This is a genomic window from Belliella alkalica (assembly GCF_022549785.1).
Lineage (GTDB): Bacteria > Bacteroidota > Bacteroidia > Cytophagales > Cyclobacteriaceae > Belliella > Belliella alkalica.
In genome coordinates, this window is record NZ_JAKZGO010000003.1 from 55,412 (window position 1) to 78,020 (window position 22,609).

The following is a 22,609-nucleotide window of genomic DNA, read 5'->3' on the forward strand; positions in this document are numbered from 1 at the left end:
AAATGAAAAAGTTTATCTCAACAGTTAAGAATATCTTTTCTATTGAAGATTTAAGAGTTCGAATCTTGAATACAATCGGTTTTCTGGTTGTATTCAGATTGGGTTCTTTTATCGTTTTACCAGGAGTAGATCCATCAAAATTGGCAGATGCTCCTGAAGGTATTTTCGGTTTAATAGATACATTCTTAGGTGGTGCATTTAGTAATGCATCCATTTTTGGATTGGGTATTATGCCTTATATTTCTGCATCTATTGTGTTGCAGTTATTAACTGTTGGTGTACCTTATTTTCAAAAGTTACAAAAAGAAGGAGAATCTGGTAGAAAGAGAATTACTCAAATTACTAGAGTTTTGACTATTGCAATCACGATAGCGCAAGGTATAGGCTACATTACAGCCACCATCTTACCTACTGGAGCTGTAATGGTTAGTACTACTCTTTTTATGTTTAGTTCTTTGGTGTTGTTGTCAGCAGGTACGATGTTCTGTATGTGGTTGGGTGAAAAGATTACCGAAAAGGGTATTGGCAATGGTATTTCCATGCTAATTATGATAGGTATCATCTCACGTTTCCCAGGAGCAATAATAGCAGAAGGACTTTCTAAAGGAACTTCAGGGATGCTCTTGATTATCATAGAAGCAGCAATATTATTCTTTGTTGTTTATGGTGTAGTTGCATTGACGGAAGCTACTAGAAGAATCCCAGTTCAATATGCAAAGCAAGTAGTAGGTGGTAAAGTCTACGGTGGACAGAGACAGTATATTCCTATTAAGGTAAATGCTTCAGGTGTAATGCCTATAATCTTTGCTCAATCACTGATGTTTCTACCTGCAATGATTGCTCAGATTTGGTCTTCAGAAAATGATATTGCAAATTATATTGGCAGTACATTCTCAGATTTTACTTCTTGGCAATATAACTTGGTGTTTGCATTGATGATCATTCTCTTTACATTCTTCTACACTGCTATTACCGTTAACCCGGAGCAGATATCAGAAGATTTGAAAAGGAATGGTGGATTTGTACCGGGTATTAAGCCTGGAGCTCCAACATCTGAATTTATTGATAATATTATTTCTAGAATAACACTTCCTGGCTCGGTGCTTTTAGCATTGGTAGCTATACTGCCAGCTTTTGCAATTATTGCAGGTGTTGGTGTCGAATTTGCTCAGTTCTATGGTGGTACTTCACTACTTATTATGGTTGGTGTTATCATGGATACATTGAGACAGATTGAAAGTTACTTGTTGATGAGACATTATGAAGGCATGATGAAGAGCGGGAATATGAAAAATAATCCTTCGAATTACGCTGCTGCAATATGATTCAATACAAGACTTTCGAGGAAGTCCAGTTAATTAAAGAAAGTGCTCAAATATTAGGCAAAGCCCATGGGGAAGTTGCCAAGCATGTAAAAGTAGGTGTTTCAACCTCTTTTCTTGACAAAATAGCGGAGGAATATATTAGGGATCACAATGGTGTTCCTTCCTTCAAAGGATATAATGGATTTCCTTCATCACTATGTATTTCTGTAAATGAGGTAGTAGTGCACGGTTTTCCAAGTAATTATGTTTTGAAAGATGGCGATATAATCTCAGTAGATTGTGGAGTCTTTCACCAAGGTTTTCATAGCGATTGCGCTTATACTTACCCTGTCGGTGAAGTTTCTTCAGATGTTTTGTCTTTGCTTAGAGCAACAAAGGAGTCTTTATATCTTGGAATAGAAAAGGCTATTTTTGGAAATAGAATAGGTGACATTGGTCATTCTATCCAAAAGTACGTCGAGTCCAAAGGTTATACCGTAGTTAGGGAATTGGTAGGTCATGGTTTGGGTAAAAATCTTCATGAATCACCAGAAGTTCCCAATTATGGAAAAAGAGGCAGTGGGCCACTTCTCAATGAAGGTTTGGTAATTGCAATAGAACCAATGGTTAATCTAGGTACCAGAAATATTGTACAAGAGCGAGATGGATGGACTATCAGGACAGCTGATAGGAAGGCATCAGCACACTATGAGCATACAGTAGCCATTTTCAAAGATAGAACCGAGATCTTGACTACTCATCAATATATAGAAGAAAACTATAAATTCTAAATATGGCTAAGCAGACATCTATTGAACAAGATGGTACAATAATAGAAGCATTGTCAAATGCAATGTTTAAAGTGGAGCTAGAAAATGGGCATCAATTGATTGCACATATTTCTGGGAAAATGAGAATGAATTATATAAAGATTCTTCCAGGAGATAAAGTTAAGTTAGAGTTATCTCCCTACGATCTTTCTAAAGGTAGAATTGTTTATCGATACAAATAAACTGTCATGAAAGTAAAGGCATCAATTAAGAAAAGAAGTGTTGACTGTAAAGTGATCAGAAGAAACGGAAAGCTTTATGTGATCAACAAAAAAAATCCTAAGTTTAAACAAAGACAAGGTTAATAATTATGGCAAGAATTGCAGGAGTTGATATTCCAGACAACAAGCGAGGAGAAATTGGCTTAACCTATATTTTCGGTATAGGTAGGAGTGCGGCGAAAGCTATCCTTACGAAAGCGGGCATTTCCTTTGACAAGAAAGCGGGTGAGTGGGATGATGAAGAATCAACCGCTATTAGAAATATTATAGCTGAAGAACACAGAACTGAAGGTGTTTTGAAATCTGAGATTCAGCTTAATATCAAAAGATTAATGGATATTGGTTGTTATAGAGGTCTGAGACATAGAAAAGGTCTTCCTTTGAGAGGTCAGAAAACCAAAAATAACGCTAGAACTAGAAAAGGTAAGAGAAAGACTGTTGCTAACAAAAAGAAAGCAACTAAATAAATCTTGATTTAGATTATGGCTCAGAAAAGAAACGATAAAGCTAAAGGTAAAAAAAGAGTAGTTAAAGTAGAAGCGGTAGGTCAAGTACATATCAAAGCTTCGTTTAACAATATCATCATCTCTATTACCAATAATTCTGGACAGGTGATCTCTTGGGCTTCTGCCGGTAAGATGGGATTCAGAGGTTCTAAGAAGAACACACCTTATGCAGCACAAATGGCAGCACAAAATTGCGGTCAAGTTGCATATGATTTAGGATTGAGAAAAATTGAGGTTTTTGTTAAAGGACCAGGTGCAGGAAGAGAATCTGCTATCAGAACTTTACAAAATGTAGGTCTTGACGTAACTACGATTATTGATGTGACACCACTTCCGCATAACGGATGTCGTCCTCCAAAACGTAGAAGAGTTTAATTCATTAAAGAAGATATAGAATGGCTAGATATAGAGGTCCAAAGGCAAAGATTGCTAGAAAATTCGGTGAGCCTATTGAAGGACAAAGCAAGGCACTTCAAAAGAAAAATTACCCTCCTGGACAACATGGAAGAGGTAGAAGAAAAAAGCAGTCTGAATATGCTATTCAGCTTGCTGAAAAACAAAAAGCTAAATACATCTACGGTATTTTGGAAAGACAATTCTCCAAAATGTTTGATATAGCTTCAAGAAAGCAAGGTATTACAGGTGAAAACTTGTTGCAATTGCTAGAAGCTAGATTGGATAATGTTGTTTATAGATTGGGTATTGCTCCTACAAGAAGAGCTGCTAGACAGTTGACTTCTCACAAGCATATCTTGGTAAACGGAGAATTAGTAAACATTCCATCTTATTCCTTAAAACCTGGTGATGTTGTATCGGTAAGAGAGCGTTCTAAGTCTCTTGAAGCAATTACTGCAAGTTTGGCAGGTAAGGGTACAGCACGTTATTCTTGGTTAGAGTGGGATAACGCATCATTAGCAGGTAAGTTCGTAAGCATCCCAGTGAGAGAAGATATTCCAGAGAATATCAAAGAGCAACTGATTGTCGAGCTTTACTCTAAGTAATATTAATTCAGACTTAAAAAGAACTATTGATATGTCCATACTAGCATTTCAAATGCCCGAAAAAGTGGTGATGGAAAAAGCTGATGATTTTCACGGCTTATTTACCTTCAAGCCACTTGAAAAAGGCTATGGGGTCACCATTGGTAATGCCTTGAGGAGAATTTTATTATCTTCTTTAGAAGGTTATGCCATCACATCTGTGAAACTTCCAGGGGTGGTTCATGAATTTTCCACAATCGAAGGGGTTGTAGAAGATGTTACAGATATTATTCTTAACCTTAAGCAAGTTAGGTTTAAGAAAGTACATGAAGCTATCGACGGTAAAATTACCGTAGAAGTTAAAAATCAGTCAGTTTTTACTGCAGGAGATATCGCGAAATTCACCTCTTCTTTTGAGGTTCTGAATCCCGATTTGGTGATTTGCCACTTGGATGAATCAAAAAGTCTAGAAGTTGAACTAACAGTAGAAAAAGGAAGAGGATATCTTCCAGCTGAGGAGTCTAAACCTAAAGAGCAGGTTTTTGGAGTTATACCTATTGATGCTATTTTCACGCCTATCAAAAACGTAAAATATAGTATCGAAAACACTAGGGTTGAACAAAAAACTGACTTTGAAAAATTGATCCTTGAAGTAACTACGGATGGTTCGATCCATCCTGAGAAGGCACTTCAAGAATCTGCTAAGATTCTTATTCAGCATTTCATGTTGTTTTCTGATCAAACAATGGTACTTGACTCTTCGGGAGTTTCTGAACCAGAGCCGATTGATGAAGAATTCCTTCACATGAGAAAGTTGTTAAAAACTTCTCTAGGTGATTTGGATCTTTCAGTTCGTGCATTCAATTGTTTGAAAGCAGCAGATGTGAAGACTTTGGGCGATCTTGCTAAATTAGAAATTTCAGATATGATGAAATTCAGAAATTTTGGTAAGAAGTCTTTGGCTGAATTGGAGCAATTAATCCAAGAAAAAGGTTTGACTTTTGGAATGGATTTGTCTAAGTATAAACTTGATGAAGAGTAAATAAAATGAGACACGGTAAGAAATTTAACCACCTTGGAAGGACAGCAAGTCATAGAAAAGCAATGCTTTCTAACATGGCTTCCTCACTGATTCTTCACAAGCGTATTTCTACAACGCTTGCAAAAGCTAAGGAATTGAGAAAATATGTAGAGCCTCTTATCTCTAGAGCTAAGGAAGATACTACGCATAACAGAAGAATTGTATTTTCATACCTTCAAAACAAAGATTCTATCAAGACTCTTTTTGGCGAAGTTGTTGAGAAAGTTGCAACTAGACCAGGTGGATACACTAGAATTATCAAAACAGGTAATCGTCTAGGTGATAACGCTGAAATGTGTATCATTGAACTTGTAGATTTCAACGAATTGATGTTGAAAGATGCGAAGCCTGCTAAGAAAACTACTAGAAGAAGTAGAAGAGGTTCAGGTGCTGCTGCTGAGTCTGCTGTAAAAGCTGATGATAGTGCAACAGAAGTAAAGGAAGATGATAAGAAAGAAGATAACGCTGCAGAATAATATGTCGCTATAATCTTTATATAGAGGGATTGAACTTTGGTTCAATCCCTTTTTTTATATCCTTTCAATTTTAACAAGACATATCTTTAGAATTTTCTTAAATTTGACCAGTCTTAAAGAAAAAATGAACAAACAAAAAGCTACTCTACTATTGGCCGATGGAACAATCTTCCATGGCACCCTAATTGGTAAGCCAGGTACAAATGGCGGTGAAATATGTTTTAATACAGGAATGACTGGATATCAGGAAATATATACCGATCCTTCATATACTGGGCAAATTATTGTATCTACTACTCCCCATATTGGTAATTATGGAGTTATTGATGAAGAAGTAGAATCCGATAATCCTACCATCGCTGGGATTGTTGTGAATTCTTTTTCTGATGTTTTCAGTAGACTCGACGCAAGTGGTTCTCTTCAAGATTATCTTGTTAGTCATAATATTACTGGTATAGCAGATATTGACACACGAAAACTTGTAAGACACCTTAGATCTCAAGGTGCTATGAACGCAATTATTAGCTCCGAGTATGAAGATGATTTAGCAGGACTTAAGGCTGAACTCAATATTGTTCCAGATATGAATGGCTTGGAGCTTTCCTCTAAAGTTTGTACGAAAGAAGCTTATTATTTTGGAGATGAAAACTCACCAGTGAGGGTAGCTTGTCTAGATTTTGGAATTAAGAAAAATATCCTTAGAAATTTAGCTGATAGGGGTGTTTATTGTAAAGTTTTTCCTGCTAAAACAAAAATAGAAGAACTTTCAGCTTGGAATCCTACAGGTTATTTTTTGTCAAATGGACCTGGTGATCCTGCTGTGATGGACTATGCTGTAAATACTACTAAGGATATTTTGAATACAGGTAAGCCGGTGTTTGGTATATGCCTTGGACATCAACTACTAGCTGAAGCATGTGGTGTTTCTACCTACAAGATGCATCATGGTCATAGAGGTCTCAATCACCCGATCAAAAATCTGGAAACAGGTAAAAGTGAGATTACTTCTCAAAATCACGGATTTGTGGTGAAAAGGGAGGAAGTTGAAGGAAATGAAGAACTTTTGATTACTCATGTTCATCTTAATGATGGTACTGTGGCTGGTATTAAGCTTAAAAATAAACCTGCATTTTCTGTTCAATATCATCCAGAATCATCACCTGGACCACATGATTCGAGGTATTTATTCGATGATTTTGTATCTTTAATGACTAAAAATTAAAACCTAATTAAACCATTTTAAATTATGACATTAATTCAATCAATTCACGCAAGACAAATTTTAGACTCAAGAGGTAACCCAACCATAGAAGTAGATGTATTTACTGAAAATGGCGCTTTCGGTAGAGCAGCAGTACCTAGTGGAGCTTCTACAGGGATCAATGAAGCAGTAGAACTTCGTGACGGCGACAAATCGAAATATCTTGGAAAAGGTGTTTTAAAGGCGGTTTCAAATGTGAACGATGTTATCGCTCCAGAATTATTAGGACTTGATGTTTTTGAACAAAATACAATTGATCAAATAATGATTGATTTGGACGGAACTCCAAACAAAAGCAAGCTTGGAGCTAATGCAATTCTTGGTGTTTCTTTGGCAGTAGCTAAAGCTGCAGCAATGGAAGCAGGTCAGCCACTTTACCGCTACGTAGGTGGTGTAAATGCAAATACACTTCCTGTTCCAATGATGAATATCATCAATGGAGGATCGCATTCAGATGCGCCTATTGCCTTTCAGGAATTTATGGTAAGACCTGTTGGTGCAAGTAGTTTTTCTGAAGCTATCAGAATGGGTGCTGAAATTTTTCATCACTTGAAAAAAATATTGCATGACAAGGGTTTGAGTACTGCAGTAGGTGATGAAGGTGGATTTGCTCCAAACTTCTCTGGTGGCACTGAAGAAGCGCTTGCTTGCATTCTTGATGCTATTGCAAATGCAGGATATAAAGCAGGCGATGATGTTACTATCGCTTTGGATTGTGCTGCGTCTGAGTTTTATAAGGATGGTAATTATGACTATAAGAAATTCGAAGGAGATTCTGGTAAAATAAGATCAAGAGAAGAGCAGGTAGCTTATCTAGCAGAATTGACCGAAAAATATCCTATTGATTCTATAGAAGATGGTTTTGCAGAAGAAGATTGGCAAGGATGGGCTTTGTTGACAGCCAAAATTGGAGACAAAGTACAGTTGGTAGGAGATGATTTGTTTGTAACGAACGTTAAATTCTTGCAAAGAGGTATTGAAGAAAAATCTGCAAACTCAATTTTGATTAAGGTAAACCAAATAGGGACTTTGACTGAAACTTTGAATGCAATATCTCTAGCTCATAAAGCTGGTTTTACTGCTGTAATGTCACATAGGTCTGGGGAAACTGAAGATTCTACTATCGCTGATTTGGCAGTAGCTGTGAATTGCGGTCAAATCAAAACAGGTTCTGCCTCAAGATCTGATAGAATGGCTAAATACAATCAATTGCTAAGAATAGAAGAACAATTGGGAGATGCTGCTATTTTTCCTAAAAAATAAGCAGTAAATCTTTTATGTAAACGAAAAAAGCAGCTTCAGGGCTGCTTTTTTTCGTTTGTGAATTTTGAAGGTTCATTCTGATTGCCAAACCAAATATGGCGTTGAAGAACTAATATATTGTCCTGATAAATACAATGCCGATCCCTAACAACCTTATTTGAAAGTAAGCCTGATTATTTTAAATATGCGCTGGATCTTTTCGGGTAATAATGATTATTTAAAATTCCCCAATTACAAAATACTATTCAGCAAAAATATCAACAACGTCTTCTCTTGATTCAGGTTCTGTGTTTTCTGAATACGCACCATTTTTTAAATGCTCTTGATATATTTGAGATTCTATACAAAACATCCCTCTTCCGGGAAAGTAAAATACAGAGTCCCCAACATTTATAGACTTTTTCGTTTGAAGGCAAATGCCTTTCTGCTTGGATTCAATAAATTTTCCCATGATTGATTTTAAACCATTAATCTTCTTTAAGATACAAATCTAATTCCACATTAGAAACACTTATTATTAAATGTTCGGTACATTAATTGAATTTTGAAAAAATCAGTAGTTAAATATTTGAAATTAAGCTTGTTAGTTTTTGATTTAATTTTTCCTTGTTTATCGTAGTTTTTAACATTATTTTTAGTTTTAATGTTGTTTAGAGTTTGGTAAATGATTATGAAGCAAAAGAAGATTTCACTAGTTATTTTTATATATTTTTCTTTTTTATGTTTCAGTTACTCTCAGGTAAATGAGGTTGTTTATGAAAATCTTTTTCCTGAAAAAATTTACATGCAACTAGACAATGAAATTTATGAAAATGATGAGACGATTTGGTTTAAAGCGATAGTTTTGAACAGTTTTGATCATAAACCAACTACGCTAAGTGGGGTTTTGATCGTTGAGCTTATAAGTGATTCTAAGGAGATATTACAAAGTAAATTGATTAAGCTAGAGGAGGGAATAGGTCTTGGTCATTTTGATTTAGATGCCGAATATCAAGCTGGGACATTTTTGCTTAGAGCTTATACTGAATGGGATAGGAATTTTGAGGATAAATTTATATTTGAAAAATATATTAAGATCTATTCTACTTCACAAAAAGTAGATCTTATAGAGGATACAGAAATTTTTCATCAATCATCATTTCCCAATTTGACTGTGAGGTATAATTCTGACTTCGGGGATACTATAGACATAAAAAAATACTCTTTAAAGTATTCCAATGACAAAATTGAAAGGAAGGTGATTATTCAAAAAGATAAAAACGGAAGGTTTTTTTCTGAACTTTTTTTTGATGAAGATTTGAGTAATCTTAAACTTTCACTTGTCACTGATAATAAAATCTTAGAGACAAAATACATCAGGATTAATGAAGATGATTTTGATTTGCAGTTTTTCCCCGAGGGTGGGGAGTTGGTCAATGGAATTGTTTCTAGAGTTGGTTTTAAGTTTTGTGATAAATATGGGAAGGGTTTTCAAGGGATATTTGAACTTCTAAGTGAAGATGGAGATGTGCTTCATAAATCTGAAAGTAATCATTTGGGAATGGGAAGTTTTTATTTTTATCCTAATCATAAAGAGAAGTATAGCGTAAGAGCAAAAAGTTTGAATGATTCGATATGGCAGCGACAGAAGTTTATTGATGTAAATAACTTTGGAACTGTTTTAAGTGTTGATAAAAATTCGGATGTTTTTAAATTAGGAATTCAATCTACAAATAGTCATGATAGTATTTCAATAGAAGTGATAAGTCGTGGATACAATTTTTTCAATTTGAAGGGAAAGTTGAGCGATGGGAAATTTTATGCCACAATAAATTGTGGGGATTTACCGGAAGGGTTATTGGTTTTGAGGGTTTTGTCAGAGAAAGATAACTCTATTGCTGAACGCTTGATTTTCAATGAAAGGGAAGATCAAAGATTAATTATAAGCCATCGATATGGTAATGATAAGAATGAGTTATTTCAAAGAGATAAGTCTGAGTTTTCATTTGAAGTTCTAGAACCCAACGGGAAAATTTCCGAAGCCAACTTATCGATAAAAGTCATTAATATTGATCAGCTTGGAGATGTTCAGAAAGGTGTAAATAGCATCGTCAGCCATGTCTTGTTAACTTCAGAGTTAAATGGAATCATTGAAAAGCCGTATGAGTATTTTACACAAGGAAGGGTTGTCAACTATAAGTATCTTGATGATCTTTTACTTACTCAAGGTTGGAGAAAGTATAATTACTCAGAACTTGGTAGCGAAATTATAGAGTTTTCGCCAGAAAAAGGTTTGGAAATTTCTGGTACAGTAAAGGGTATTTCAGCCAGAAAATCTACAAGACAAGGCATTGATTTAACAATGATGTCATTTGGAACAATCACTGATATTCAGAATCAGAAATCAGATAGCCTTGGTATGTTTTATTTCCCATTAAGGGATGAATATGGAGAAAAAATAGATGTGTTGATTCAATCCAAGAAAAAGGAAGGAGGTAGAAATTTAGAATATAATATAAGTATTGAAGAGAGATTGTCACCCGAGGTTAACTTTCAAGAGGATTTTGAAATGGATATGATTAGTCCTAAAGTAAAGTATTTTTTAGAGCAAAATCAATTAAGAAGATCAATTGACAATGCCTTTCGCTTAGAAGAGGCTGGCTTTGAGTTAGAAGAAGTAGAGGTGAGAGACACCAGATTGTCACCTGAGCGAGAAAAGCTCTATAAAGATCATGGTGAGCCAGATGTAGTAATTGATGGTGATGAAATCCGTGAAGAAGAGAAAAAATGGTCTTTTGGTTTGTACAGTGTTTTGAAATTTTCCTTTCCCAAGGATATACAAATTTATACTGATTTTGACTTACAGCCAGGAGGTGGACTAAGAGCCAAGGTAATAGGAGGTGGTGATGTAGATATAGTTGTTATAGATGGGATAGCAATTAAAAGGGATGAATATAAATTTGTAGATGGAATACCCCCGAGTGAGGTGACGAGCGTTGAGATTATTAGGTTTGCTCAAGATTTCGCGCCATTATGGTGGACTACAGATCTAGGTAATGAGCCTCCAAAAAGTTTGAACATAATTGCCATATTTACCCAAGCAGGAAAGGGACTTTCAGGAGCTTACCGAAGACAAGGAGTGTCCGAATTCAGTGTTCCTGTCTTTGCAATGGTCAAAGAATATTATACGCCTAAATATGATGTACTCAATTCAGAGAGTTGGATAAAGCCTGATTTGAGAGCAATCTTACATTGGGAAAGATCTAAAAATACCATAAATGGGAAAGCTGAAACTTCTTATTATAATGGAGATTTGACTGGTGATGTACGAGTTATCATCGAAGCTGTGAGTAATGAAGGTAAGATTGGTTATTATGAATTTGAGTATGAAGTACTCGATCGAAAATCTAAAAAGGAGTAAAGTAGTCTGTGCGATATTTATAGTTGTTGATTATTATCATTCTTTTTAATTTGTTAATATTGCATGTTACGATAAAAACAAATATCAAAATTTCATGCTATTTAACTCCCTTGACTTTGCTTTATTCTTGCCAATAGTTTTCATCCTATATTGGTTTGTGTTTAGGGATAGCTTGAAGTCTCAGAATTTCTTGATTGTAATTACCAGTTATTTTTTTTATGGTTGGTGGGATTGGAGGTTTCTTGCCTTGATAGGTTTCAGTACTTTGATAGATTTTGCAGTAGGAGTGCGACTTGACAAGGTAGAAGGCAGGTTCAAACGCAAGTCACTGTTGATATTAAGTCTTTTGGTGAACATTGGCTTTCTTGGGTTTTTTAAGTATTACAATTTTTTTCTTGACAATTTCATCACTGCATTTACTTTTTTTGGTATGCCGATTAAAGCTAATTCACTGAATATAATTTTACCAGTTGGGATTAGTTTTTACACTTTTCAGACAATGAGTTACTCAATAGATGTGTACAGAAAGCGTTTGACCGCTACAAGAGATTTTATTGCTTTTTCAGCTTTTGTGAGCTTTTTTCCGCAACTTGTAGCTGGACCAATAGAACGTGCCACTAATTTACTTCCGCAGTTTTTCGAAAAAAGGAAGTTTGATTATTTTATGGCAAAGAATGGTTTGAGGCAGATATTATGGGGGTTGTTCAAAAAAGTAGTGATAGCTGACAATTGTGCAGAATATGCCAACATGATTTTCAATAACTCTACAGAATATCAAGGGAGTACGTTAATACTCGGAGCACTTTTTTTTACTTTTCAGATATATGGAGATTTTTCAGGTTATTCAGATATCGCTATTGGGACTGCAAGACTTTTTGGCTTTAATCTGATGCAAAATTTTGCGTTTCCATATTTCTCCCGAGATATTGCAGAGTTTTGGCGTCGTTGGCATATTTCACTTACCACATGGTTTCGGGATTATGTCTATATTCCATTAGGAGGAAGTAAAGTTGGGACGTTTCTGCAAATACGTAATGTGTTTGTCATATTCATTATTAGTGGTTTTTGGCATGGTGCAAATTGGACATTCATTGCCTGGGGAGCTTTGAATGCTATTTATTTCATTCCACTATTGATTTTTGGCAAAAATAGGCAAAACATAGAGATCGTAGCAGTAGGTAAAAAACTTCCTTGCTTTAGGGAGGTGCTATCTATTCTAGGGACTTTTGCCCTGACTGTTTTTTCATGGATATTTTTTAGGGCTGAGAATATGAGCCATGCTCTTTCTTATGTTTTTGGAATTTTCTCAGAAGGCCTCTTTGCAATACCTGATTTTTCTGTTTTTCCTGGGGCGATCACCTTACTGATATTTATTGTTGCATTTATGTTTGTAGAATGGAAAGGTCGTGTCGGGGAATATGGAATTTCTGAAATGCATTTAATTTCAAATAAGGCGTACAGGTGGTCGATTTATGTATTCATAATTTTGATTATTGATGTTTTCGGGAATACATCAGAGGAAATCGAATTTATTTATTTTCAGTTTTGATATGATGATAAGACTATTTCTCAGACAGGTTCTTACTTTTCTAACACTCCTATTAGTAATCAATGTGTTATTGTTTTTCATGATAAGAGGTTTTTATATCAAAGGGTATGATGATGTTGATCTATCATTTTCGGAATATCTTTTGGCCGATTCGCATGGTACGCCTTTGGGCGATTTCACGGAAATCCATGAAGTTCATAATTTTTCGGGGCAGAGCGATTCTTACCTTGATATGGAGAGAAAATTGAAATATCTAATTCGAAATGCCCATGTAAATAGGATTTATATCAGTGTGGATGACCATACACTCTCGCCTACCAGAGAAGATCAAAACAATTTGGATAGGTCATCATTTTATGCTGACCAAGACGATTATCCAGATTATGGTGCATTTATTTACAACAAATATCTCAAATACTATTGTGTGTTTTTAAATGACAGGTACAGCTTGATCATAAAGAACTTTTTGCAGGATGAGCTTTTTGATTTTTCAAAATGGGGAGGAGTTAGATCAAAAGCCTCCTGGGAAGATTTAGATATTGCAGAACAAAAGGAAAAGTCATTGGATCGGATTGAAAATTATTTTGATGAACCATTACCATCAAATATCATGACTGAAGCCTTAAAAAGAATTATTCTTATTTGCGAGTCAAATGATATCGATTTGATTGGTTTGAGATTTCCATTGTCAAAAACCTATTATGGTATGTTGGCAGAAGAAAGCTACGGAGCTGACACTCTTTTTATCAAGAATAATATTTTTGTAATTGATTTTGATGATTTGTTTTTGGAGCAAGATTCTTTGTTTAGTGATATGGATCATTTGGATAGGGAAGGTGGAGAGATATTCGTTGATATCCTGTTTGATAGTTTGGACAATGTTTGGCCATGAAAAAAGACCGATTTAATAACCGGTCTTTTTTAAACAACTCAAACACTAAATTTATTTTATTCTACTTTTAGTTCGAAGTAATATTCTTGTCCGTTAGGGTAAAGACCAAGGATTACTACTTCTTCACCTCTGTTTTCTTCAAGTATTGATACTACATCGCTTGCACTTGAGATCCTAAACCTTCCATTTGCTCCCAAGATCGAAGTGATTATAAAGCCAGGCCTTGCACCTGATTTTTTCCAGCCATCATTTTCAATAGTGAGAATGGTTGCTCCTCCCTGTATTTTTAGCCTTTCTTTTATGTTTTCTTTCAAATCTTCAAAAGTCACTCCGCTGAAGCTAGCTACTACTGGGGCTTCTTTTTTCACAATTTTGGTGTCTCCGGAAATGTTTTTCAAGGTTGCCTTTGATTCTATCTCTTTTCCGTCTCTTAGGTATTTTATAGTAACTTGATCTCCTGGTCTTTTTCTAGCTACCATTTCTTGTAATGTGGCTACTGAATTGGTTCTTACACCATCAACACCGATGATGACATCACCTTCTTTGAGGCCAGCCTCTTTTCCACCGCTTCCCTCATTTACGCCTCTTACATAGACACCTTGCGATACACCAAGATTTAGATCCAATTCTTCTTGGAGTTCAGGCGATACATCGATGATGGTGACACCGAGTAAACCTCTCTGAACTGTGCCATATTTCAATAAATCATCCATTACTTTTTTCACCAATGTGCTTGGTACCGCAAAAGCATATCCGTTGAAAGTGCCTGTTCTCGATGCAATAGCAGTATTTACACCAATAAGTTCTCCTGCTAGGTTTACCAAGGCGCCACCAGAATTGCCAGGGTTGACTACGGCATCTGTTTGGAGAAATGATTCTATTGATAATTGGTTTTCTGCAGTTCTAAGAATTCCTATATTTCTGGCCTTTGCGCTAATAATCCCTGCTGTCACTGTAGAAGTCAAATCAAACGGATTACCTACTGCAAGTACCCATTCCCCAATTTTTGTTTGATCGGAATCTCCAAAACTCACATAAGGTAGTCCTTTCGCTTCTATTTTCAACAAAGCCAAATCTGTAGTAGGGTCTGTACCAATTACACGTGCAGTGTATCTAGTATTGTCTTCTAATGAAATGTCTACTTTCGAGGCATTTTCTATCACATGGTTGTTTGTGACAATATATCCATCTTCTGATATGATAACTCCAGAACCCGAACTCCTAGCTTCTCTAGGCATTTGATTTCTATCTGGGGCTCTAAATCCAAAGAGCTCTTCCAATGGATCCACTCCTCTTTGTTGTCTCTGCGGGGCTGAGACAGAACTTTTGACATGGACCACTGCAGGTGTTACTTGTTGGGCAGCAGCGACAAAATTAATTCCATCAGGTACAGTGAATTTTGAATCCGAAAGCCAATTTACTAAGCTGGCATCTTGTTTTTCAGTGAAATTTGTAGCTGTATTTTGTTTGGATAAATAGCTGGCACCTGCCAAAGCAACTACACCACCTATAAGAGAGGCTAAAACGATGCCTAGGAAAAACTGCTTTTTATTCATTTTTATTGCGTTTAAGTTATATGTAAGATACACGAAATTTACGAGTAACAGTTATCAAAAATCAAGCATTTTAAAACATGAGAATATGTTTTTAACATGGTTTAACACTTGCCAAATACTGTTACCTTTACTTAACAATCAATTATAGGAATGAGTTTAAAAGAATCTATCAAGCTATGCATCTTGACAATCTCGAAACCTTTGGCTATTTAGCTGAGACTATTTTAAATTATCATGTATATTGAATTATTTTCTAAATGAAATCGGAATAAGTATGAAATTCAGCAGTCTGTTTATAGTACTATTATTTATTGGATTTGCAGTCAATGCGATGCACTTTGATGATCAGGGACTTGATACTTTGCTGAAGGCTTCTGAGGAAGTTGATAAGCAGAAAGTAGAGGAGGTAAAAAAGCCATCCTTAGAAGGTAGTATCAGGAAGAGCCAAGATTTTACTATTCAGCTGAATAGGATGAATTACACCTTGGGGAGGTCATTGGATTCTTTAGAGATCATAGAGGATTTTCCCAGCGCAGAGCGCTTGACTACAGTGGTACAAAATAGACTTGAGAATAGCGACTCAAAGATTAGTATTAGGTACTTACAAGAGCTTGATAATCTCCTTAGAAATATCAGGACTCAAATCATTACCGCTGAGAGGAAAGTTTCTAGTAGGATTGAAGAATTGGTATCTGTAAAGCAAGAGCTTGAGGCTATGAAAGAGGATGACTTGTTTAGACTGGATTTGAGAGATGCTTCTATTCTGCCGGAATATCAAAGTGCACTTACACAGCTTCGTGAACAAGTTCAGAAAACAGAACAAATATTGAGTGAACAGAGGATATACACTGCGAGTTTTCAGACAAGAATATCCAGGATGATTATCCGTATTTCGGAACTCTCCGAGAGTATTGCAGTAGAATTGAGAAGTGCTGAAAAAGCGCTGTTGACTAAGGATTTTAACTATCTATGGCAAAAACGAAGCTACCAAAATGCATCAGGATTGGGGACCGTTTTTTTGGAGTCTATCAAGCTGAACGAAGCGATATTTTTCAGATATTTGAAAAATAATATAGGCTTGTGTGTCTTTTTTATATTTCTTTTTCTGGGTCTATATCTATGGATTCGAAATATTTTGATCGCTATCAAATCTCAGAAGGAGTTTTCAAAAATTATTTTGGAAAGAGCTCACTATGTTCCAAACAATCCTTTTTTGAGTGTCTTGGTTATTCTTACTCCTATCATGCCATTCTTTTTCCCCAATCCCACGATATCTTTTTTGACCGTTTTGTTGTGGGTTGGAGTGCTGTCTGTAACAATTTTATTAATTGGAAGATTTCCAAAAGGACTTTACAGGAACTGGGTGATATTTGTTTTGGTGTTTTTGGTATATACAGTAAGTAATCTTTACAGAGATATCAATTATTCGGAGAGGTGGTATTTGATACTTCTTAGTGTTATAGGCGTTTATCTAGCTTTGCGCATTGTCAAATTCCAAAAAAGTAATCTTGACTCCTTCCCTTCATTTATCAGTGTTTTGGTAAAGTTTTATATAGTCATGCAAAGTCTGTCCATAATTGCCAATGTATTTGGGAGATTTACTTTGAGTAAAATGCTTGGAGTAGCTGCTACGATCAGTTTTACTCAATCTGTAGTGCTCTACCTTTTCGTTTTGATTATTTTGGAAGTTATCTATTTGCAAATAGAATTGAGAGGCAAAGGGGAAAATGATTTTACTTCATATATCGATTTCCATAGGATTCAAAAGCGACTAAAAAAGGTGTTGTTTGGACTAGCGGGCATTATTTGGGTTTACTTTTTCTTCGACAATCTTTCCTTGCTAGACACAGTGATTGAGAATAGCAAACAATTCCTTTCGGAACCTAGGAAGTTAGTGAATAGCTCATTTACTTTTGGAAATATCTTGGTGTTTTTTGTGATAGTCTATTTGTCGAGCTTATTAGCGAACAACGTTGCCTATTTTGCTACCATGAAGGATCAGCAAAAAGGATCATCTAGGGATAAAAGGCTAGGATCTTCTATACTGCTGATCAGACTGAGTGTGCTTTCAGTAGGTTTTTTATTTGCTGTTGCGGCATCTGGGATAGGATTGGACAAAATTGCCATTGTTCTTGGAGCACTTTCACTTGGGATAGGTTTTGGCTTGCAGACGATTGTGAACAACTTGGTGTCTGGAGTTATTTTAGCTTTTGAAAAACCAATTCAAATCGGTGATGCAATAGAAGTCGGAGGAAGGGCAGGTACAGTCAAGGAAGTTGGAATTAGATCAAGTAAAATCCAAGCTTATGACGGCTCAGAAATCATCATTCCAAATGGGGATTTATTGTCTCAACATCTGATCAATTGGACACTTTCTGATAAAAAGAGAAGAGTAGAACTCATAATCGGCGTAAGCTATAATTCTGATATGGACTTGGTGTCACAAATCCTATCGGAACAGATTGAAATCGAAGAAATAATGAAGAATCCAGAGCCTAGAGTATTGTTGCAAAGCTTTGCCGATAGTGCTGTGGAATTTAGGGTGTTATTTTGGGTAGATAATTTTGATTTATGGATAAATATCAGAAATCAAGTGATGCGCGGGATTTTTAGAGCTTTCAAAGAAAATGGCGTAGAGATACCTTTCCCTCAGCGAGATTTGAATTTCAAATCTTTTCCGGGCTTGTTGGATGAGAAAATTAAATCAGGGGCTGAGATTGAAGAGTTGGGAAATCTTAGGGAGAAAGAAGATATGGATGGAGAAAAAGGTTGAAAAAAAATGTGGAGCTCCACCAGCTTCACATTTTTTGTTTACTCTGTCTGATCGTTTTGTAGATGACTACACCTGTTGTTGCTGACTTATTAAAGCTTAAAAAAATCCGTGTCAATATAATTTTGTTAAAAAAAAGCTAAAGCATTAGATTTTGGAAAGAACTATATTTACTTCATGATCAACTTTTGAATTTGTTGGATCGGCTAAGTTTTACTTTTAGTCTGGTTTATTTTAAATTTTAATACCTTATTCTCGGACTTGTCACTATCAATTATAAGTCCATAAATATAATCGCCTTGGATAACCATCATCGAAATGGATTCTTCAAGTATTAATTTTTTTATCGGCTTTCCATTTCTATCAAAAACCATAATGATATCAGTAGTCCGTTTGTAAGTAGTATCTCCTTCCCAATACAAAGCATACATCTTATCACCTTCAATACTTGGTGAGGTGAAGTATTTTGCTGCTATAAAAAACTCTTCAGAAGGTAATTTATCTGAAATTCTAATTGCTTGATTTGTCTTGTTGTTTAAATCATAAATTTCAATTAATGGAATATATGCATAAGCCAAAAAAACAAGATTTTTTTCTTGAGCAAGATGAGCAAATTCCAGAGTGTTTTTTTGGTCAAAGGGTTTGACATTCGGGTAGTCTTTATTTAATCTAGGTAGGCTGCCAAATTTTGAAGATGGATTTGGGTTTTTTAGATCGAGTGTGTAAAACCTAGCCTGATCTTCAATCGGTGAACTTGCTGTACTAAGATGAGTCAATTCATTGACATTTAATACTATGCCATTCGTGTATGACAAGCCTTTATTTAAAAATTCATCTGAGTGTGTGTTTTTATAAATTAGGGTATCGATATTATAAAATACAACTTTCGCAAGTTCAGTATCTAAAGCTAAAAACTCTTTTGCATTCTTTACATGGAATCGCCATAGAGAAAATGTTTCACCTGGGCCAGCACCTCTTTTACCAAATAAGCCAATATATTTCTCCTCTGCAAGATTGTAGATATGCATAGTATTATCAGAAACGCTTTCAACGATAATCAGATAATCGCCTACAGTGAGAATTCTTGTTGGTAAAAATAGGGTATCTGACAATTCATTAACTTCGGTGCTAAACAAAGTGTCACTCAGTGGTAAATTATCGAAATTAACTTTTTCAATAGACCCAATTAGATAGAACTCATCTTTTTTTGAGCATCCAACGGTGACAATAAGCAAGATCAAGAATTGAAATAAAACGTGGTTTTTCATTTGATAAATTTTGATTTGCACGAGATATAAAAAAAGCTAGAACAAATAACTTGTTCTAGCCTAGAATGGATTTTATTCCACAGGCTCAATTGAACCACCATCCTTTTTCCTCCAGTGTACACAACTTCCCCATATAGGTTCATTCTCGGGATCTACAGTCCAAATACTACATACAGCCTCTTCATCTCTTACACATTCACTCCTACAAGTTTGTGGTTTAGTATCATCAAAAGCACTAACTTCAATAATTGAAATGGCCAATGTAGCAAAGAAAACTACCATTACTAAAAAAGCAGAGAGATACTGCTTTAAATTTTTCATGATTTAATATGTTTATAGTTGTCTTGCAAACGTATATATATATTAAATCGCAAATAGTTACAGAATTATTTTTTAGTTTTTCAATACAAAAAACGTTTATTACTCACTACTTCCTCTGCCTAATCGCTTCGTAAATCACCACTCCAGCAGCAACAGACACATTTAAACTTTCAATATTTCCAGAAAGTGGGATTTTGACAAATTCATCACTGATTCCCATGATCTCTGGAGAAATACCATCTTCTTCAGATCCCAAAACCAAAGCTGTGGGAATGCTGAAATCAGCTTCGTACATCTCTCTGTCAGTCTTTTCAGTGACACTTACTACACTCAACCCCATTTTTTTCAAGTCCTTCACCGTGTAATATAAGTTCTTCACCCTACAAACAGGTAGGAAGTTCAATGCGCCAGCAGAAGTCTTTACGGCATCGGAATTGATCTGTGCACTTCCTTTTTCAGGAATGACAATGGCGTGTACACCTGCACAGTCCGCAGTTCTTGCCATGGCACCAAAATTTCTTACGTCAGTGATTCTATCCAATACGAGAATCAGTGGAGCTATTCCTTTGCTGAAGCATTCATCTATGACATTGTCTAGGGATGCGTATTGAATTGCAGAAATATGGGCAAGAACCCCTTGGTGATTTTTTCTTGTTGTTCTGTTAAGCTTGGCTTCAGGGACACGGACTACAGGGATTTTTTCCTGCTTTGCAAGTGCCAATAATTCTTTGATCAAATCATTGTTCAGCTCTTTATTGACAAGGATTTTGTCTATATCTTTTTGGGCATTAATAGCTTCCATGACCGCACGGGTACCAAAGATAAAATCTTTGTCTTGCTCGCCTCGTTCAATTAGAAATCCATCCTTCCGCTTCTCCATAGTGTAATGCTTTTGAACCATTCTGGCTGTAAAGCTCTCGAACGGTTGAGTGTATAATAATTGGGAGTCAAAATGTTTTTGACGCGTGCAAAGGTAAAGTTTATTTTTGAATTAGAATCAAGATTTCCATAAGTCCATATTTCTGCATTTTGTCTGAATGTAACGCCATTTGGAGGTCCCATTACTGTATAGACCATTCCTTTGTCTGTTTTCCATCCTTCTTTGAAATCTGTAAAAAGTATATTGGCAAACTCAATCTGTCTAAAATATTCGCGAATCAATGTTTTGGCTGCTTCTTCGTCTTTGGTCAATCCAAACCAGTACTTATCTAAAGCGAGTTTTTTGTCTTGAGCTTCCAATAGCGCTTCATGTTCTTTTCTCGTAGAGATATATACGACCATATCCACCATTTCTTCCCAAGATTCTACCCGTGGAAATGCCTGTGGAACTGTTTTGATCATTAGCCCTTGGGTCGAATTAGTGTCAGATTGGATGAAAAAATATCCGTAATCATCAAAATTTCTTGGTGTATTGGCCAGAAAATCACCTTGGTCTTCCACCTGGATCTCCCTAGGGACTGGTGCTGGCTTGATTTCCATAGGAGGGTATGGTGAGTCAAATTTCGTCGGGTAGTAAAATGTATGCAAGGATACAGGCCCTTTTGTTTTGAAAAGTAAAGCCTCTTCTTGGATGAGGAAATTCTGATCAAATGGAATATTGTTTCCAAAGTATGCCCCAAAATTTGGATGACCCAAAACAAATGGACTGATCAAATCCACATGGTAATAATACTCATCACCTTGCCTTGTATCCACTACTTTCAGAAAAGCAATCGCTACATTTTGTTCTTCAGGTATTTTGATTTTTTGCTCAAAATAGAAATGATTCTGGGTATTTAACTTTAGATCATTTTCTTCTAGTTTTGTCAAATTTTCGTCAGTGAATGTTTGATTATATCCTGAAAGAATGGTGAAATAAAAATTGTAATCACCAAATGCGGCATTGTCTTCAAGTTTTTCGATGGGCATTTGTAATACAAAATCTCTACTGCTTTCTTGTATTGGAATAATTTTCAGAGAAATTCTAGAATACCGAGAGTATCTAAGTGCTTGATTAGTAGATTCTAGTGATTGCTGGGCTACACCTACTAGTGAACAAGTAAAGCTAAGTGCCAAGGCACTTAAAAGTAGCTGAATTTTTTTTGTTATTGTCTTTGTTGTCATTTGGTTCAAAAATTAACCTTATTTTTGCTCAAATTAATAAAATTTTAAATGGCTACCTATACAACGGAAATTGCATCGGATAAGTTGGTTAGTGATAACCCAATTCATCAACGCCTTCTAAAAGCCTATATTGCAGCAAAGCCAATGGTCTCAGGGAAATTGCTTGAGGTAGGCTGTGGAGAAGGAAGGGGTGTGGAGGAATTGTTGGATCAAGTGGATAGTTACTTGGGGATTGATAAAATACAGGCTGTAATCGACGAGCTGAAGCAAAAGTATCCAGCTGTAGCTTTTGAGCAAGCGGTGATCCCCCCTTTTGCGGGAATAGAATCCAATAGTTTTGATACGGTAGTTAGTTTTCAAGTAATAGAGCATATTCAAGATGATAAATTATTTTTGGAGGAAATCTACCGGGTATTGAAGCCAGGAGGAAAGGCAATCATTTCTACTCCAAATATTAGGCATACACTATCGCGAAATCCTTGGCATATCAGAGAATATACAGGAAAGGAATTGATTAATCTTTGCGAAGAAGTTTTTGACAAAGTAAATGCTATGGGAATAGGAGGGAATGATAAAGTATGGAGTTATCATGAGGAGAATCGCAAATCTGTCAATAAAATAATGAGATTTGATGTGCTGGATTTGCAGCATAGATTGCCTTCTGCACTTTTAAGATTACCTTATGAGATTCTCAATAGGCTAAATCGAAAAAGGCTTCACAAACAACAAGGAAATGTAGTGATGGATATCAAGCATACTGATTACCTCTTGGTAGATCATTCAGATCAAGGGTTAGATCTGTTTTATGTGTTGGAGAAAAAGAGGTGA

The 22,609-nt window shown here is 35.8% G+C and carries 22 protein-coding genes; 16 read left to right on the plus strand and 6 right to left on the minus strand.

All coding sequences use genetic code 11. The features are described from left to right. The first annotated feature begins 2 nt into the window (after positions 1–2). From secY to eno, 11 genes are all read left to right on the plus strand, one after another. Positions 3–1,325, plus strand: coding sequence for a preprotein translocase subunit SecY (gene secY, locus MM213_RS04285; protein ID WP_241410245.1), 1,323 nt, complete (start codon positions 3–5; stop codon positions 1,323–1,325). Beyond that, positions 1,322–2,095 carry a type I methionyl aminopeptidase gene (gene map, locus MM213_RS04290; RefSeq protein WP_241410246.1) on the plus strand — a complete coding sequence of 258 codons (774 nt, stop codon included), beginning with the start codon at positions 1,322–1,324 and terminating at the stop codon, positions 2,093–2,095. Before secY ends, map begins: the two co-directional genes overlap by 4 nt. A gap of 2 nt (positions 2,096–2,097) precedes the next feature. Further along, complete coding sequence (gene infA, locus MM213_RS04295; RefSeq protein ID WP_040480068.1) at positions 2,098–2,316, plus strand: translation initiation factor IF-1; 219 nt, start codon at positions 2,098–2,100, stop codon at positions 2,314–2,316. Between the two features lie 6 nt (positions 2,317–2,322). Then, positions 2,323–2,439 carry a 50S ribosomal protein L36 gene (rpmJ, locus tag MM213_RS04300; protein WP_014772314.1) on the plus strand — a complete coding sequence of 39 codons (117 nt, stop codon included), beginning with the start codon at positions 2,323–2,325 and terminating at the stop codon, positions 2,437–2,439. Between the two features lie 5 nt (positions 2,440–2,444). Further along, the gene (rpsM, locus tag MM213_RS04305; RefSeq protein WP_241410247.1) at positions 2,445–2,822 is read left to right on the plus strand and encodes a 30S ribosomal protein S13; all 378 of its coding nucleotides are present in this window, start codon (positions 2,445–2,447) and stop codon (positions 2,820–2,822) included. Positions 2,823–2,837: 15 nt separating this feature from the next. Then, entirely contained in the window at positions 2,838–3,236 is a 399-nt protein-coding gene (rpsK, locus tag MM213_RS04310) for a 30S ribosomal protein S11 (RefSeq protein ID WP_014772316.1), read from the plus strand. Between the two features lie 20 nt (positions 3,237–3,256). After that, on the plus strand, positions 3,257–3,862 hold the full coding sequence (rpsD, locus tag MM213_RS04315) for a 30S ribosomal protein S4 (protein WP_241275209.1): 606 nt from the start codon (positions 3,257–3,259) through the stop codon (positions 3,860–3,862). Between the two features lie 31 nt (positions 3,863–3,893). Beyond that, complete coding sequence (locus tag MM213_RS04320; RefSeq protein WP_241410248.1) at positions 3,894–4,883, plus strand: DNA-directed RNA polymerase subunit alpha; 990 nt, start codon at positions 3,894–3,896, stop codon at positions 4,881–4,883. A gap of 5 nt (positions 4,884–4,888) precedes the next feature. Beyond that, positions 4,889–5,398 carry a 50S ribosomal protein L17 gene (gene rplQ, locus MM213_RS04325; RefSeq protein ID WP_241410249.1) on the plus strand — a complete coding sequence of 170 codons (510 nt, stop codon included), beginning with the start codon at positions 4,889–4,891 and terminating at the stop codon, positions 5,396–5,398. Between the two features lie 124 nt (positions 5,399–5,522). Further along, the gene (carA, locus tag MM213_RS04330) at positions 5,523–6,620 is read left to right on the plus strand and encodes a glutamine-hydrolyzing carbamoyl-phosphate synthase small subunit (RefSeq protein WP_241410250.1); all 1,098 of its coding nucleotides are present in this window, start codon (positions 5,523–5,525) and stop codon (positions 6,618–6,620) included. A gap of 24 nt (positions 6,621–6,644) precedes the next feature. Next, positions 6,645–7,922, plus strand: coding sequence for a phosphopyruvate hydratase (eno, locus tag MM213_RS04335; RefSeq protein ID WP_241410251.1), 1,278 nt, complete (start codon positions 6,645–6,647; stop codon positions 7,920–7,922). A 241-nt stretch (positions 7,923–8,163) separates the two neighbouring features. Here the strand turns inward: eno and MM213_RS04340 are convergent, their stop codons facing one another. After that, positions 8,164–8,373 carry a hypothetical protein gene (locus tag MM213_RS04340; protein WP_241410252.1) on the minus strand — a complete coding sequence of 70 codons (210 nt, stop codon included), beginning with the start codon at positions 8,371–8,373 and terminating at the stop codon, positions 8,164–8,166. Positions 8,374–8,706: 333 nt separating this feature from the next. Between MM213_RS04340 and MM213_RS04345 the strand changes: the two genes are divergently transcribed. The 3 genes from MM213_RS04345 (at position 8,707) to MM213_RS04355 (ending at position 13,763) form a co-directional block, all read left to right on the plus strand. Beyond that, positions 8,707–11,322 carry a hypothetical protein gene (locus MM213_RS04345; RefSeq protein ID WP_241410253.1) on the plus strand — a complete coding sequence of 872 codons (2,616 nt, stop codon included), beginning with the start codon at positions 8,707–8,709 and terminating at the stop codon, positions 11,320–11,322. A 94-nt stretch (positions 11,323–11,416) separates the two neighbouring features. Then, positions 11,417–12,871, plus strand: coding sequence for an MBOAT family O-acyltransferase (locus MM213_RS04350; protein WP_241410254.1), 1,455 nt, complete (start codon positions 11,417–11,419; stop codon positions 12,869–12,871). 79 nt (positions 12,872–12,950) lie between these two features. Further along, on the plus strand, positions 12,951–13,763 hold the full coding sequence (locus tag MM213_RS04355) for a hypothetical protein (protein ID WP_241410255.1): 813 nt from the start codon (positions 12,951–12,953) through the stop codon (positions 13,761–13,763). Positions 13,764–13,819: 56 nt separating this feature from the next. Here MM213_RS04355 and MM213_RS04360 read toward each other — a convergent pair whose 3' ends face one another. Then, complete coding sequence (locus MM213_RS04360; protein ID WP_241410256.1) at positions 13,820–15,319, minus strand: trypsin-like peptidase domain-containing protein; 1,500 nt, start codon at positions 15,317–15,319, stop codon at positions 13,820–13,822. A 274-nt stretch (positions 15,320–15,593) separates the two neighbouring features. Here MM213_RS04360 and MM213_RS04365 point away from each other — a divergent pair, with 274 nt between their 5' ends. Continuing rightward, positions 15,594–18,092 (plus strand): mechanosensitive ion channel domain-containing protein, encoded by a 2,499-nt coding sequence (locus MM213_RS04365; RefSeq protein ID WP_241410257.1) that lies wholly within the window; start codon positions 15,594–15,596, stop codon positions 18,090–18,092. 203 nt (positions 18,093–18,295) lie between these two features. Here the strand turns inward: MM213_RS04365 and MM213_RS04370 are convergent, their stop codons facing one another. The 4 genes from MM213_RS04370 to MM213_RS04385 form a co-directional block, all read right to left on the minus strand. Then, positions 18,296–19,357 (minus strand): BF3164 family lipoprotein, encoded by a 1,062-nt coding sequence (locus MM213_RS04370; protein ID WP_241410258.1) that lies wholly within the window; start codon positions 19,355–19,357, stop codon positions 18,296–18,298. 72 nt (positions 19,358–19,429) lie between these two features. Then, positions 19,430–19,678: a hypothetical protein gene (locus MM213_RS04375; protein WP_241410259.1), complete on the minus strand. Its 249-nt coding sequence runs from the start codon at positions 19,676–19,678 to the stop codon at positions 19,430–19,432. Positions 19,679–19,784: 106 nt separating this feature from the next. Beyond that, positions 19,785–20,558 (minus strand): 23S rRNA (guanosine(2251)-2'-O)-methyltransferase RlmB, encoded by a 774-nt coding sequence (gene rlmB, locus MM213_RS04380; protein ID WP_241410260.1) that lies wholly within the window; start codon positions 20,556–20,558, stop codon positions 19,785–19,787. Then, positions 20,531–21,781, minus strand: a complete 1,251-nt coding sequence (locus MM213_RS04385; RefSeq protein WP_241410261.1) for a GWxTD domain-containing protein — start codon at positions 21,779–21,781, stop codon at positions 20,531–20,533. The genes rlmB and MM213_RS04385 overlap by 28 nt, the downstream gene beginning before the upstream one ends. Positions 21,782–21,829: 48 nt before the next feature. Here MM213_RS04385 and MM213_RS04390 point away from each other — a divergent pair, with 48 nt between their 5' ends. Continuing rightward, positions 21,830–22,609: a class I SAM-dependent methyltransferase gene (locus MM213_RS04390; RefSeq protein ID WP_241410262.1), complete on the plus strand. Its 780-nt coding sequence runs from the start codon at positions 21,830–21,832 to the stop codon at positions 22,607–22,609.